Below are 13,881 nucleotides of genomic sequence, written 5' to 3' on the forward strand. Positions count from 1 at the left end.
ACTTAATTTATTTTGAAAGTTTCACTCATAAAAAAGACTGCTATAAAAACAAATCACATGTCTAGGTAAATATAAGGATTTTCCTATAAGATGACTAATTTTTATAGCAGTTTGGCTTTCGAACTATTTTTAAATTTTAATTTAAGAAAATAATTTCCCTAAGAAGTAACCCAGCTTCCAGCTTAAAGGTTTATCACTTTTTCTACTGCTCCTAGAAGCTCTTTTATCTTTTTTTGTATTGTCTTTGCTTGTAGGAATTTGACTAATACTTTTCTCTTGGCTTCTTTTTATTGCAATTTCAATTAACTTATCTTGGGCGATAATATTTTCTTTGTTTTCTACTTTGTAGTAATTCCCATCAGAAGATAATTCTCTAATTTTGACATCGTCCGCAAACATTATATCAAGAAATTCTAGGATTCTTTTTCTTATAGTGGCGTCATATATAGGAACTGCTACTTCCATTCTATTTCTGATGTTTCTTGTCATGAAATCAGCTGATGAGATAAATAGTTTAATCTTTCCTCCCTTACCAAATTGATAGATTCTGTGATGTTCTAAGAATCTTCCCACAACTTGATAGATTCTGATATTTTCGGTCTTTCCTTTGATTCCTGGAAGGATGCAGGTAATTCCCCTAACCATCATATCAATTTTTACACCCTTGTTGCTCGCTTCAGATAACTTATCTATAAGTTTCCTATCAGAGATTGAATTCATCTTTAGCCTAATGTAGCCTTCTCCTTTTTCTTCTTGGATTCTTATTTGCTCATCTATTAGCTTATCCAATCCTTCTTGCATAGATTTAGGGCTTACCATCAAATGCTTATAGTCTCCCTCAAGATTTCCTATAAGGATATTGTCAAAGATTTCTTTGGCATCTTTTCCTATTTCAATATCTTTAGTCATAAAGGAAAAATCTGTATAGAGCTTGGCAGTCTTTTCGTTGTAGTTTCCTGTGGCAACTTGAGTGATGTAGCTAATCTTGTTATTAGAATCGACTTTTGTGATAAGACATACTTTAGAGTGGGTCTTGTAGTTTTCAAATCCATAGACTACATTACATCCTGCCTTCTCAAGTCTTGATGACCAAAGGATGTTATTATCTTCATCGAATCTTGCCCTAAGCTCCATCAAAACTATGACATCCTTCCCATTCTCACTTGCCTTAATCAAGGCTTTGGCAATCTCGCTCTCCTTTGCTATCCTGTACAAGGTGATTTTGATAGATATTACCTCTGGATCTGCACTTGCTTCATTGAGGAGCCTTATTATAGGGTCCATCGATTCGTATGGATAGGAAAGGAGCTTATCGCCCTCTTCTATTTGACTTATAACAGATTTCTTCTCATCTATAAAGTAGGAGTTTTGAGGGATAAATTCACTATAGCTATGATTTTCCCTAAACTCTTTTGGCATATCACTTATTAGGTCGAAGATAAAATCTGACTGGATAAGAGATTTCGTCACAAAGATTGATTCTTTACTTAAATTAAACTGTTTGGTCAAAAACTTGATAGAAGCGTCATCTAAGTCTCTGTCGACTTCTACCCTTACAGGTTGAAGTCTCTTCCTTTTCCTAAGCTTACCCATCATATAGTCCCTAAAGTCCTGCTCGACCTCGTAGTCGTCGTCGTTGAAGTTGATATCTGCATTCCTAGTTAGGGAAAGGGCGTAGGATTTTTCTATCTTATACTTGTAGAAAAGTTCTCCTGCAAAGGTCTCTATAATATCTTCAAGCAAGACAAAGTGATTGTCGGCTAACTTTAAATATCTAGGAAGTCTATCTGGAAGGTAGATAATACCTATCTTATCCTTTCTTTTCTTTTCTGAAGCTACTAAGTCAAAGATTATAACAATAGATAGATTGGCAAGTCTAGGAAAAGGATGGGTCCTATCTATCAATTGAAAATTTAGTATAGGCTCAATCTTGCTATCGAAATAATTCTTACAAGATATAAGGTCTTTGTCATTAAGGTCGGATAATTTAGATATCCTTACTCCCTCCTCTTTAAGATCTTCTAGGATATTGAAATATACCTTATCTTTTTTGGCATAGGATTTGGGTAAAATCTCTAGGACCTTGTCGATTTGCTCCTTAGGGCTTAGGCCAGATTTGGAATCTATAGCTTGTTTTGATAGGCCCGATAGGTCGGTAAGAGAACCAATTCTTACCATAAAGAACTCTTCTAAATTGGTATCAAATATAGATAAAAACTTAAGCCTCTCAAGTAGGGGTACAGACTTATCTGCTGCCTCCTCTAAGACCCTGTCGTTAAATTTAAGCCATGATAGCTCCCTGTTTTGTGTAAAAGATACGTCTTTCATATTATTTCCTTTCTAATAACTTACTGTATACGTACCCTTCCCTAACGCCTGTTTGGCTGATATTTATTTCATTTACATAAAAATATTTTGCTAATCTATTTAAAATAATCATGCCAGGAATCAAAGTATGAACTCTGTCTGGTTTAACCTCAAGAATCCTATCAAGAACTTCTCTATCATCCATTTCCAAAATCTCTTTGACCATTTTGTTAAACTTTTTGGCATCCATAGTCGCATTGTAGCCTGAATGGTCGTAATACTCATTATAAAACTTAAGAGATGCCCTAGCAGAACCACCAACGGCAGCTAGATTACTTTGTTTTTCTCTATACATCTTGTTTTCTGCCAAAAGAAGCTTTACAGCATTATCAATTGCCTTTTTCTCCTTCTTGTTAGTAAACAATCCCGTTACATAGTCGTTGAAGGCTGCTAGGGATCCTATAGATAGGGAGGTCGATTTAATTACCTTTCCTTGATCTATTATCACAACCTCAGATGAACCTCCGCCGATATCTGTCAAAATACCCTCACTGACATCTACCGACTTACTAGCTCCTATAAAGGAAAGTCTCGCCTCATCTTCTCCCGAAAGAATCTCTATTTCAAGTCCTAGCTCATCCTTAACCCTCTTAAGGATCTCAGACCTGTTTGCAACATCTCTAATTGTTGCTGTGGCGAAAGGATGTACACTATCTATGTCATCAAAGTTTGAAATTATAGAATTAAATCTTCTCAAGGTAGATATAAGTCTATCGATACCCTTATCTGTAAGACTTCCCTTCTTGACATAATTCCTAAGAGAGGCTTGCTCTTTCTCGCTAAAAAGATGCACTGCCTTATCTTTAACTTGCTTGTAGACTGACAACCTAACTGTGTTACTTCCAATATCCATTATTGCATAAATCATAAGCCCTCCTTCAAATAATTTAGTTTATAGGGAAAATCTATAAGTTTCGGTATCAAATTCTCTGTGGCAAGAGTCTTCTTGGACATAAATATATTAATATCCAAATTATCGCTCGCACTTTCTAAACTCTCGCTTAAAAAGATTGCAGGATCTATTATATTTGCCTTATAATCTAGCCTTTTCTCGATTTTATCCCTTATTATAGGATAATGAGTGCAGGCTAGGAGGATATTTTCTATTTTCTTCTCCTTAGCAATCTTTATATAGGAGTCTATATATTCATTTAACTTTTCATCATCTTTTTTGTCATCTTCTATCAAATCCACAAGCTTACTAGCAGCAACTTCATAAACAGTAGTATTACGATTTTTTTCTAGATTCTTCTTATAAAAATGACTATTTACGGTTGTCTCAGTTCCTAAAACCAGGAATTTGCCTTGGTATTTCTCACAAGCCCTAAGGGCAAGATCTGTGATAGGAATAAATTTCTTGTCGTATTTTTCCCTAAGAAAATCTGTCACAGTAACAGAAAGAGTATTGCAAGCTATTACATAATAGTCTATAGCAAATTTCTCTAGAAAATCTACAATATCGGCAGAAAATTTCCTAAGCTCTTCTTCGCTCCTTCCCCCATAAGGAACTCTAAGGCTATCTCCAAAATAAAAATACTGGCTCTTGTTAGTTTTGGCAAGCTCCCTTAAGACAGTAAGCCCCCCTAGACCTGAATCAAAAACTCCAATCCTAGTCATCTACTAACTCAACTTTCTCTACGAACTTATACTTGCCATTAAGCTTATCATAGGCAAATTCCAGGCTCTTATCATCAGTGAAAACCCCAAAGACACTCGCCCCAGATCCACTGACCAAGGCCTTTTCTGCCCCGCTATCTTCAAGTCTTGAACAAATCTCCTTGATATGAGGGAAACTTTCAAATATTACATCCTCCATCACATTTCTAAAGCCAGAGATTGCAGATTTTTCTCCCTTGCGGAGCTTATCTATAATTTCTGAAGTATTGATTACTCCATAATCATTAAGCCTCTTGTAGACAAAGGCAGAGGAGATCTCTGTCCCATCGTTTATAAGTAAAAGCTTCATCTTAAGCTTGTTGGTAAAAGGTGAGAGTATTTCTCCGATCCCTTGGGCTCTGGCATTTGATTCTAGGAAGAAGAAAGGAATATCTGCTCCTAGCTTTTTGCCAAGAGCCATCTTCTCATCAAGAGATAGGCCTAAATCCCAAAGCTTATCAAACCCCTTGATCATTTCAGCGCAATCAGTAGAGCCTCCAGCAAGACCTGCTGCAAGGGGAATGTTTTTGATCAAAGTCACATCGACTCCATTCTCATCCACCCTATCTTTAAGTAAACTCCAAGCCTTGTAAATTAAATTATCCTCAAGGGCGCAGATATCAGGGAGATTTGTCTCGTAATTAAATTTATTCTCTTTATTTTTCTTTATAATCAATTTATCAAACAGATTAATCCTAACCATAATACTATCGATTTCGTGATAACCATCATCCCTCTTATATAAACTATCGAGGGTAAGATTAACCTTAGCATAACATTTTCTTTCCATAATTACCTCTAATTTATTATATCATAAGTAGGGGACTTTCGTATTGGGAAATTGTAAAGATTAGCTTATAGTTATATCTATCCAATAAAAAACTCCTAATCAAAGGAATTACCAATGAAGGAGTTTCTAGAAAAGACATTTATTTTGAAATATAAAATAACTTTTGTCAACATTTTACCCACATGAAAAACTCAGGACTGACCTCCTGCTTTTTGTATGCCCATTTGGGAACTATTGATATTCACTAATATCACAAAGTTTGAGAGCTTTGTAGCTTTATTAAGAGGTCGCTTCTCTTAAGATTATTGTATTTTAATAATCCTTAAAATCAAAGATTAAAGGGTAAACAAAAAGCACCTCGCTTATAAGGTGCTAATTTGGTGCGGGATAGAAGACTTGAACTTCCACGACCTTAAAACCGGTCACAAGATCCTTAGTCTTGCGCGTCTGCCAATTCCGCCAATCCCGCTCGTATATTACCTTTATATAATACACTTATTTTTTTCTTTTGTCAAGTTTTTTTATAAAACCATGGACAAAAATTGTTTGCTACGTTCTTCTTTTGGATTTTGGAAGAAGTCTTCTGGATTTTCTGATGTCTCTACTATCTCTCCCTTGTCCATAAAGATTACTTTATTTGATACTTCTCTAGCAAATCCCATCTCGTGAGTTACTACAACCATGGTCATCCCATCATGGGCGAGCTCTTTCATAAGTTCTAGGACTTCTCCAACCATTTCTGGATCGAGAGCGCTGGTAGGTTCATCAAAGAGCATGAGCTTTGGCTTCATCATTAGAGCTCTTGCTATAGCTACCCTTTGTTTTTGTCCACCCGATAGGCTTACTGGGTAGATATCTTTTTTGCTAGCAAGGCCTATTCTTTCTAAAAGCTCTATGGCCTCATCTTCTGCTTCTTTCTTGTTCATTTTCCCCCTCATTACTGGAGCGAGGGTTAGGTTATCTATGATAGACATATTGGAAAATAGGTTGAAGTTTTGAAATACCATTCCTATCTCTTCCCTAAGTTTATTTATATCGACATTATTATCGTTGATTTTTTTCTCTTCGAAGTAAATTTCTCCCGAATCTGGTTTTTCTAAGAGATTGAGGCAACGAAGGAAGGTTGATTTTCCAGAACCAGATGGGCCTATTATTGATATTACGTCCTTTTTGTCGACATCTAAGTCAATACCGTTTAGGACCTTCAAGTCATCGAATGATTTTTCTACATTTTTTACTTTAAGCATATAGGAATCCTTTCTCTAGTTCTTTGAATATTTTCTCCATAACTAGGACTATGACAAGATAGATTATAGCTGCAGAGAAGTAGGCTGTTGCTGCATCGAAGGTTTGACTTATTACGATTGATGCTCCCCTAGTTAAGTCTGCAAGCCCTATAAAGCCTGCTATTGATGTTTCTTTAAAGAGGGTTATAACTTCGTTACCTAAGGCTGGCAAGGAGTTTTTGACAGCTTGTGGCATTACTACCTTTTTCATCATTTGTAGGTTGGATAGGCCTAGACTTCTTGCTGCTTCCTTTTCTCCCTTACTAACTGAGTTGATTCCGCCCCTAAATAGCTCCGCCATGTAGGCTGAAGAGTTTAAGGCAAAGGAAATTATAGCTACTAGAACTAGGTTATCTAGGTTTACTAAAATTACATTAAACATTATCAAAAGTTGGATTGTTGAAGGTGTTCCACGGATTATAGATACAAATAAGGCAAATATTTTGTCAATTATTGTAAGTAGGAATTTTGGAAATCCTGATAGTTCATCTCCAATATCTATCTTTGCAGATCTAACGAGGGCTATAATAAGTCCTAAGACAAAGGAAAGGATTAGGGCGCATACTGTTACTTTCGCTGTTATTTTTAGTCCGTCTAATAGATATTTATAAGATCCATTATCGATAATTGTAGATTTGAATCTGCCAATAAGCCCCTTACTTTCTTCAACTTCGGAAGAACCTTGGTATTTGGCCATTATCTTGTCAATCTCTCCATTATCCTTAAGTTTTGTGATCGCTTCGTTCATTTTTTCTAGAAGGACAGGATTATCTTTATTAACTGCTATGGCATATTCTTCTTCAAGATATGGCGTATCTACTATTTCTAGATCCTTGTTAGCATTTACAAAGTTTTCTGCACTTTGATTATCCAAGATCACAGCGTCTATTTTCTTACTTTGGAGGGAGAGGATAGCATCTGGGACTTTGTTAAAGGAAGATACATTTTCTTCTCCGAAGTCATCTTTTGCTATGGTGTCCCCGATAGATCCCAATTGGGTTCCTAGTTTTTTCCCTTCCAAATCTTCGATTTCTTCTATATCGGAGTCTTTTCTCTTTACTATAATTTGGCTAGTCTTGGCAAAGGGTTCGGTAAAGTTTACTGATTTCTTTCTTTCTTCAGTTACTGTAAATCCTGCTGCTCCTCCGTCAACCTTGCCTGATTGGATACTTGCTATGATATTATTAAAGTCCATGTCGTGAAGTTTGACCTCAAGGCCTAACTCATCGGCTATTGCATTAACTATATCAGGGTCGATCCCTACAATTTCGTCTCCTTCATAGTATTCATAAGGAGGGAAGTCTGCGCTTGTACCTAAGTCTATCACTCCATCATCTACTATTTTTTCTTCTGCAAATGCTTTTGTTGGTATAAGTACTAAAAATGCCAAAAGCATAGCCAGTATTCCATATTTTTTGTTTTTCATAACTTACCTTTCTAATTTTTCCTTTACATAGGCGATCTGCCTTAGAACTTCTTTCTCACTAGGTCCGCCTAGGGAATCTCTCTTGTTTACCGATGTGTATAAATCTATGGTCTGATAGATATCTTCTTCAAATAAGTCCGATTCATTTTTATAAATTTCTAGAGGAAGATCTTCCAAGCACAGATTTTTCTCCATGGCGTATTTTACAAGCCTTGCTGATATATGGTGGGCATCCCTAAAGGGAAGATTTTTTCCAACGAGATAATCCGCCACGTCAGTTGCATAAAGATAGCCCTCTTTAGAAGCAGCTAGCATTTTCTCCTTGTTGACCTTAAGGCAATCTAACTGTCCAGCCATTATTTTAAGCATAGCCCTTATGGTATCTATGCTTTCAAATATCCCTTCCTTATCTTCCTGCATATCCTTAGAATAAGCAAGAGGAAGACCCTTCATCATAACCATTGACTGATTTGTATTTGCAATAAGCCTTGCTGCTTTTGCCCTAATAAGCTCAGCCATGTCAGGATTTTTCTTCTGGGGCATAATGGAAGAGCCTGTAGAATATTTATCGTCAATTCTTACAAATGAGTAAGGTTGGGAGGAAAATATTATTAGCTCTTCCGAAAGTCTAGATAGGTGAATAGATATAAGAGATATAATTGAAGATAATTCTATCACATAGTCCCTATCGCTTACTGCATCCATGGAGTTTTGCATAAGAGATGTAAAGCCAAGCTTATCTTTGACAAAGTCCCTATCTATATCATAGGTAGTACCAGCTAGGGCACAAGCTCCCAGTGGAAGCTCGTTGATCCTTTCTCTAAAGGAATTTATTCTTTCTATATCTCTTAATCCCATCATAGCATAGGCCATGATGTGGTGAGCGAAAGTTACGGCTTGGGCTGCTTGAAGGTGGGTGTAGCCTGGCATAATGGTCTTGGTGTTTTTCTCAGCAAGTGTTACAAGAGATGCTATATAATCCTTAGTATCTTCTAGGATATTTCCACACTCATTTCTTAGATAAAGCTTAAAATCTGTTGTAACCTGATCGTTCCTTGATCTTGCTGTGTGCATCTTCTTTCCAAGTGGACCGATCTCTTCGATAAGTCTTGCCTCAACGAAGGTGTGGATATCCTCGTAGGATTCATCAACTTCTTCCTTACCTTCTTTAAGATTCTTATATATTGAGGAAAGACCTGTGATAATTTTTTCTTTTTCTTCATCAGAGATTATATTGTTTTTGCCGAGCATTTCTACATTAGCAATAGATCCTTCTATATCACAATATACTAGTCTTTTATCGATTTTTATCGAATCATTAAATTCTTCTGCTAGCTTATCCAACTCACCTGAAAGCATTCCGCTCCATAACTTCATTTATTTCTCCTAATCTTCTTTCATTACTGATGCATAAGTCTTTGTGGATAGGCCAAAGAGGTTAATAAAGCCTGTTGCATCTTCTTGGCTATACACATCATCTTCTTCGAAGGTCGCAAGTTCTTCATCAAACAAAGGCTTGTCAGCAAAAATTCCTGCAGGATACATATTTCCCTTGTATAGTTTTACCTTAACACTTCCGCTTGTATTTTCATTTACCTTTTCCATAAATAGGTCCATGGCTTCCTTAAGTGGGGTCATCCATTTTCCTTCATAGACAAGATTTGCATAATCAAGGCTCATCTTTTGCTTGTAGGCTAGGGCTTCTGGATGTATTGTTATTGATTGGAGCTTCTCTAAAGCAAAGTATAGAAGACTTGCTGCTGGATTTTCATATACTCCCCTGCTCTTAATACCAACTACCCTGCTTTCTACCATATCATCAATCCCTATTCCATGCTTACCAGCAATCTCATTTAGAGCCTTTACCATATCGCTTCCTTTAAGTTCCTTGCCATTTAATGAAATTGGTTTTCCTTTTTCAAATACTATTTCTACTATTTCAGCTTCGTCAGGGGCCTTTTCTGGAGGAGTGATCCAATGGAGGATTTTGTCAAGATCTGCTTCGTTTTCTGGATTTTCTAGGTCTAGTCCCTCGTGGGATAGGCGCCAGATATTCTCATCCATGGAGTAGTCTTCTTCCTTAGTGAAGTCTAGCTTGATTCCATGGCTTGCTGCGTAGGCTTCTTCTTCGCTAAGGCCCTTGATATCCCAGAACCTCCAAGGAGCAAGGACCTTGATCTTAGGATCTAGAGCTGCTATAGAAAGCTCAAACCTTATTTGGTCATTTCCCTTTCCTGTACAACCATGTACTATAAGATCTGCTCCTTCTTTCTCATAGATATCTACCAAGACCTTGGCTATAAGTGGCCTAGCTATGGCAGTTCCTAGCAGGTACAAGTTTTCGTATTTGGCTCCTGCAAGAAGTGACTTGTAGGCGTATTCTTCTATAAATTCATCTTCTACATTGACATTGTAAAACTTGCTAGCTCCTTGGCCTAGGGCCTTCTCTTTTAGCTTATCTGGATCTTTGACCTGACCTAAGTCGACTGACATACAAACCACTTCGCCTACTCCTTTTTTCTAGTAACCAAGTTGTAAGGACTGATGTGTCAAGGCCTCCTGAGTAGGCAAGTATAACTTTTTTCGCTTCTTTTAAGATTTGATATTCATTTTGTTTCATTTTTATCTCCTTAATTTTTATTAATCAATATTAGCTATACGTGCCTAAGACTCTATTTGGTAACAAAAAAGAGCCTTCATCCCAAAAGGGACGAAAGCTCGTGATACCACCCATATTTATCTATCCTTCACAGGATAGACCTCATCAAGTACTAACATACTCTAACTCTGTAACGGGAGTTCCCGTATAGGTCTCCTTGTATCGACCTATATGCTCTGAGGTTCTTTTCATCAACCGTCTGCTTATCCCCTCACACCAATCGGGATTCGCTTGAAGCTTCAAATTAATTACTCTTCTCTTCAACACATTTGCTAACTAAATCTATTGATTGATTACATTTTACAATGTACTGGATGCTTTGTCAAATATTTTTCTTAAATAAATAAGTTTGCACATACAACTGATACTACAGTCATAAGTTTGATAAGGATGTTTAAAGCTGGACCTGATGTATCCTTGAATGGGTCACCTACAGTATCTCCAACAACTGATGCCTTGTGAGCATCTGATCCCTTACCATCTTCTCCTGGTAGTGTTTCGATGTATTTTTTAGCATTATCCCAAGCTCCACCAGAGTTTGACATAAAGATTGCCATTAGTACTCCTGTAACTAGGGCTCCTGCTAATAGTCCTCCAAGGGCATATGGACCTAATACTTTTCCTACAAAGATTGGAACGATTATTGCAAGAACTCCTGGTAGGATCATCTCCTTAAGAGAAGCTGTAGTTGAAATATCTATACATCTTGCATAGTTTGGTTCTACTTCACCCTTTAGGATTCTATCATCTGATCTAAATTGGCTTCTAACTTCTTCGATCATTTCTGTAGCAGCCTTACCAACTGAGTTCATTGTAAGGGCTGTAAATAGGAATGGAAGCATAGCACCAATAAACATTCCTGCAACTACCTTGGCATCAAGAATTGAGATCGCACCAAGATTTAGGGCTTCTGAATAAGTTACAAATAGTGAAAGTGCTGTTAGGGCAGCTGATCCAATTGCAAATCCCTTACCGATTGCAGCAGTTGTATTACCGATTGAGTCTAGCTCATCTGTGATGTCTCTAACTCCTTCTGGAAGGTAGCTCATCTCAGCGATTCCACCAGCGTTGTCTGTGATTGGTCCATAAGCGTCAACTGTAACAGTTGTTGCTGTTGTTGAAAGCATTCCTACAGCAGAAAGTGCTATACCAAATACTCCATTAGCCCAATAAGCTACCATAATTCCCAAAGCAATTAGGATAATCGGGAATACTGTTGAAAGCATACCTGTTGAAAGTCCTGCGATGATGTTTGTAGCAACACCAGTTCTAGATTCCGCTGCGATATTTTTAACGTATTTATACTTATCAGATGTGTAGTATTCTGTAAGAAGACCGATAAGTATTCCTACTACAATACCAACTATTATAGCCAAAGCTGCGTTTAGACTTTGGAAGTAAACGAATGAAAGAATCAAACTTGCAACAAGAACAATTCCACCTGAAACATAGATTGTATTCATAAGTGATTTTTGTGGGTTCTTGTGTTTTGCTGTCATAAACATAACACTTGAAAAGATACAAGCTAAAATTCCTATAGCAACTAGGAAAAAGGTAAACTTCATTCCAGCTTCACCACTTGCGATTATACCAAGTGTTACTGCAGAGATGATTGCCCCCGAGTAAGACTCGAAAAGGTCAGCACCCATACCTGCTACGTCTCCTACGTTATCTCCTACGTTATCAGCGATAACTGCTGGGTTTCTTGGGTCATCTTCTGGAATTCCTGCTTCAACCTTACCTACAAGGTCAGCTCCAAGGTCGGCTGCCTTTGTATAGATACCACCACCAACTCTTGCAAAAAGAGCTACTGATGAAGCTCCTAGGGAATATCCCATTAGGATAGCAGGATCTCTATACACAAGGTAAGTTATCATAATACCTAAAAATCCAAGACCTGTAACAGCAAAACCCATTACTGATCCACCAGAAAATGCTACCTTTAAAGCACCATTAGTTCCATCTTCAAGAGCCATATTAGCACATCTAGCATTAGATTCTGTTGAAACTCTCATACCGATGTAGCCTGCTAGCATTGAAAATACTGATCCTAAAATATAGCAAATCATAATCTTAATATTTAAGAATATTGCTATTAGTACTGATACAACTACGACAAATATTGCGATGTACTTATATTCACGGCTTATGAAAGTCATAGCACCGTTTTTGATATGAGAAGCAATTTCTGTCATTCTCTTATTACCTGCAGATACAGGCATAATTTTTGATTTGATTGTAAATCCCATAAATAATACTGCGAGGATCGCCACAATCAAGGCCAAAATTTCTACGAACATAATTTCCTCCTATTCATAATAATTTTAATATATATTGGTAATTTTTCAAGTTTTATTATAAAAAACACCAACAAATAAAAAGAGGACAGAGCGAAGAAAGAAGATATAGCCTTCGTTAACTCCATCCCTAACAAAACTATCAAGCTAATTGGGCTAGGCTGCCCCGCTTGGTCAATTTTCTCATGAATGGGGCTAACAGTGAAACTATAAATTCACCCCGCAACAGTCCCCTTAATATTGCTTATTGAAATTTATCTATATACTATCTATTTACTTAGTTTTCTTCGTATGGTAATAATGCAACTTGACGAGCTCTTTTAATAGCACGTGTTACTTCTCTTTGATGTTTTGCATTAAGACCTGTTACTCTTCTAGGTAGAATCTTACCTCTATCTGTAATGAATCTTTTTAAAGTTTCAATATCTTTATAATCGATAACTTTTGATGGATCTTTTACAAATGGATCTACCTTTTTTCTTGGTCTGAATCTTCTTCCTGCCATCATAAATCCTTTCTTATATTAGAATGGAATCCTTCCATCATCCTCAATCTCAGTAAAGTCATCATCAAAGAAATCATCTCCACTATCAAAAGCTTGGTTATTGTTATTATTTCCCCTGCTTTGTTGGTAGTTGTTTGTTTGTGAATAGTCATTTCTATAGGTATCTTGATTGTCGTAGCTGTTGTTATTAAAGCTTGAAGACTGATTGTCAGATCTTGATCCAATAAATTCAACATTATCCGCTACAACATCAGTTGTATAAACAGTTTTACCTGTCTCTCTATCCTGGTAAGAACCTGTTTCGATTCTACCATCTACTGCGCATTGACTTCCTTTTCTGAGGTATTTGCTGGCATTTTCTCCTTGAATTCCCCAAACGGTAATTCTTAGAAAATCTGCTGTAGGACGATTTTGAGCTTCCAATTCGTTCTTTTTCTCTCTGCTAAGTCTCTTATCTACTGCCAATGTAAAAGTACATACGGCTCTTTGAGATTGAGTATATCTCAACTCAGGATCTCTTACGAGTCTTCCGATAAGGATAACTTTATTCATTGATTAGTCCTCTTTTCTGATAACCATGTATCTGATTACAAAGTCTGAAAGTCTTAGTCTTCTTTCAAATTCTTTGATATGGTCTGGCTTAGAATCGAAGTCTACGATGTAATAATAACCTTCTTTAAGATCATTAATTTCGTAAGCTAGTTTTCTTTTTCCCCAGTCATCAACGCTAGTTACTTCACCTTCTTGAGCAATGATATCTTTAAATCTGTCAAGTAGGCTTTCTCTTTCACTATCCGCCATATCAGCTTTGAAAATCAATACTGCTTCGTATTTATTCATGTATCTTTCACCTCCCTGTGGTCTTGACCCCGTTAATTTCTTACGGAGTAGAGAA

The 13,881-nt window shown here is 36.9% G+C and carries 11 protein-coding genes, 1 tRNA gene, 1 pseudogene and 1 other annotated feature; all 13 genes and pseudogenes read right to left on the minus strand.

Annotated elements, in window-relative coordinates:
• Positions 1 to 141: 141 nt before the first annotated feature.
• The 13 genes and pseudogenes from RCH56_RS03515 to rpsF all read right to left on the minus strand — a co-directional run bounded on the left by RCH56_RS03515 (position 142) and on the right by rpsF (position 13,826).
• Entirely contained in the window at positions 142 to 2,328 is a 2,187-nt protein-coding gene (locus tag RCH56_RS03515) for an RNA degradosome polyphosphate kinase (RefSeq protein ID WP_306483616.1), read from the minus strand.
• Position 2,329: 1 nt separating this feature from the next.
• Entirely contained in the window at positions 2,330 to 3,235 is a 906-nt protein-coding gene (locus RCH56_RS03520) for an exopolyphosphatase (RefSeq protein WP_306483617.1), read from the minus strand.
• A complete protein-coding gene (gene murI / locus RCH56_RS03525) occupies positions 3,232 to 3,984 on the minus strand; it encodes a glutamate racemase (RefSeq protein WP_306483618.1) in 753 nt (250 codons plus the stop codon). Before murI ends, RCH56_RS03520 begins: the two co-directional genes overlap by 4 nt.
• Positions 3,977 to 4,813, minus strand: a complete 837-nt coding sequence (ispE, locus tag RCH56_RS03530; RefSeq protein ID WP_306483619.1) for a 4-(cytidine 5'-diphospho)-2-C-methyl-D-erythritol kinase — start codon at positions 4,811 to 4,813, stop codon at positions 3,977 to 3,979. The genes murI and ispE overlap by 8 nt, the downstream gene beginning before the upstream one ends.
• A gap of 378 nt (positions 4,814 to 5,191) precedes the next feature.
• Positions 5,192 to 5,282: transfer RNA gene (locus tag RCH56_RS03535), tRNA-Leu, on the minus strand.
• A gap of 52 nt (positions 5,283 to 5,334) precedes the next feature.
• Complete coding sequence (locus RCH56_RS03540; protein WP_306483620.1) at positions 5,335 to 6,060, minus strand: amino acid ABC transporter ATP-binding protein; 726 nt, start codon at positions 6,058 to 6,060, stop codon at positions 5,335 to 5,337.
• A complete protein-coding gene (locus RCH56_RS03545) occupies positions 6,053 to 7,525 on the minus strand; it encodes a transporter substrate-binding domain-containing protein (RefSeq protein ID WP_306483621.1) in 1,473 nt (490 codons plus the stop codon). Before RCH56_RS03545 ends, RCH56_RS03540 begins: the two co-directional genes overlap by 8 nt.
• Before the next feature lie 3 nt (positions 7,526 to 7,528).
• Positions 7,529 to 8,902, minus strand: a complete 1,374-nt coding sequence (gene argH, locus RCH56_RS03550) for an argininosuccinate lyase (RefSeq protein ID WP_306483622.1) — start codon at positions 8,900 to 8,902, stop codon at positions 7,529 to 7,531.
• Between the two features lie 9 nt (positions 8,903 to 8,911).
• Positions 8,912 to 10,145 (minus strand): annotated as a pseudogene (locus RCH56_RS03555) (argininosuccinate synthase).
• An 83-nt stretch (positions 10,146 to 10,228) separates the two neighbouring features.
• Positions 10,229 to 10,457, minus strand: a binding site (T-box leader).
• Between the two features lie 62 nt (positions 10,458 to 10,519).
• A complete protein-coding gene (locus tag RCH56_RS03560) occupies positions 10,520 to 12,484 on the minus strand; it encodes a sodium-translocating pyrophosphatase (protein ID WP_306483623.1) in 1,965 nt (654 codons plus the stop codon).
• A gap of 274 nt (positions 12,485 to 12,758) precedes the next feature.
• Positions 12,759 to 12,986 carry a 30S ribosomal protein S18 gene (rpsR, locus tag RCH56_RS03565; protein ID WP_105301953.1) on the minus strand — a complete coding sequence of 76 codons (228 nt, stop codon included), beginning with the start codon at positions 12,984 to 12,986 and terminating at the stop codon, positions 12,759 to 12,761.
• A gap of 18 nt (positions 12,987 to 13,004) precedes the next feature.
• Positions 13,005 to 13,538, minus strand: coding sequence for a single-stranded DNA-binding protein (locus RCH56_RS03570; RefSeq protein WP_306483624.1), 534 nt, complete (start codon positions 13,536 to 13,538; stop codon positions 13,005 to 13,007).
• 3 nt (positions 13,539 to 13,541) lie between these two features.
• A complete protein-coding gene (gene rpsF, locus RCH56_RS03575; protein WP_306483625.1) occupies positions 13,542 to 13,826 on the minus strand; it encodes a 30S ribosomal protein S6 in 285 nt (94 codons plus the stop codon).
• Between the last annotated feature and the right edge of the window lie 55 nt (positions 13,827 to 13,881).

The sequence above is a fragment of the Anaerococcus sp. genome, from assembly GCF_030825785.1.
Lineage (GTDB): Bacteria > Bacillota > Clostridia > Tissierellales > Peptoniphilaceae > Anaerococcus.

Coding starts and splice junctions, on each gene's coding strand:
- RCH56_RS03515 (WP_306483616.1), bottom strand. CDS start 2,328: ATGAAAGACGTATCTTTTACACAAAACAGGGAGCTATCATGGCTTAAA.
- RCH56_RS03520 (WP_306483617.1), bottom strand. CDS start 3,235: ATGATTTATGCAATAATGGATATTGGAAGTAACACAGTTAGGTTGTCA.
- murI (WP_306483618.1), bottom strand. CDS start 3,984: ATGACTAGGATTGGAGTTTTTGATTCAGGTCTAGGGGGGCTTACTGTC.
- ispE (WP_306483619.1), bottom strand. CDS start 4,813: ATGGAAAGAAAATGTTATGCTAAGGTTAATCTTACCCTCGATAGTTTA.
- RCH56_RS03540 (WP_306483620.1), bottom strand. CDS start 6,060: ATGCTTAAAGTAAAAAATGTAGAAAAATCATTCGATGACTTGAAGGTC.
- RCH56_RS03545 (WP_306483621.1), bottom strand. CDS start 7,525: ATGAAAAACAAAAAATATGGAATACTGGCTATGCTTTTGGCATTTTTA.
- argH (WP_306483622.1), bottom strand. CDS start 8,902: ATGAAGTTATGGAGCGGAATGCTTTCAGGTGAGTTGGATAAGCTAGCA.
- RCH56_RS03560 (WP_306483623.1), bottom strand. CDS start 12,484: ATGTTCGTAGAAATTTTGGCCTTGATTGTGGCGATCCTCGCAGTATTA.
- rpsR (WP_105301953.1), bottom strand. CDS start 12,986: ATGGCAGGAAGAAGATTCAGACCAAGAAAAAAGGTAGATCCATTTGTA.
- RCH56_RS03570 (WP_306483624.1), bottom strand. CDS start 13,538: ATGAATAAAGTTATCCTTATCGGAAGACTCGTAAGAGATCCTGAGTTG.
- rpsF (WP_306483625.1), bottom strand. CDS start 13,826: ATGAATAAATACGAAGCAGTATTGATTTTCAAAGCTGATATGGCGGAT.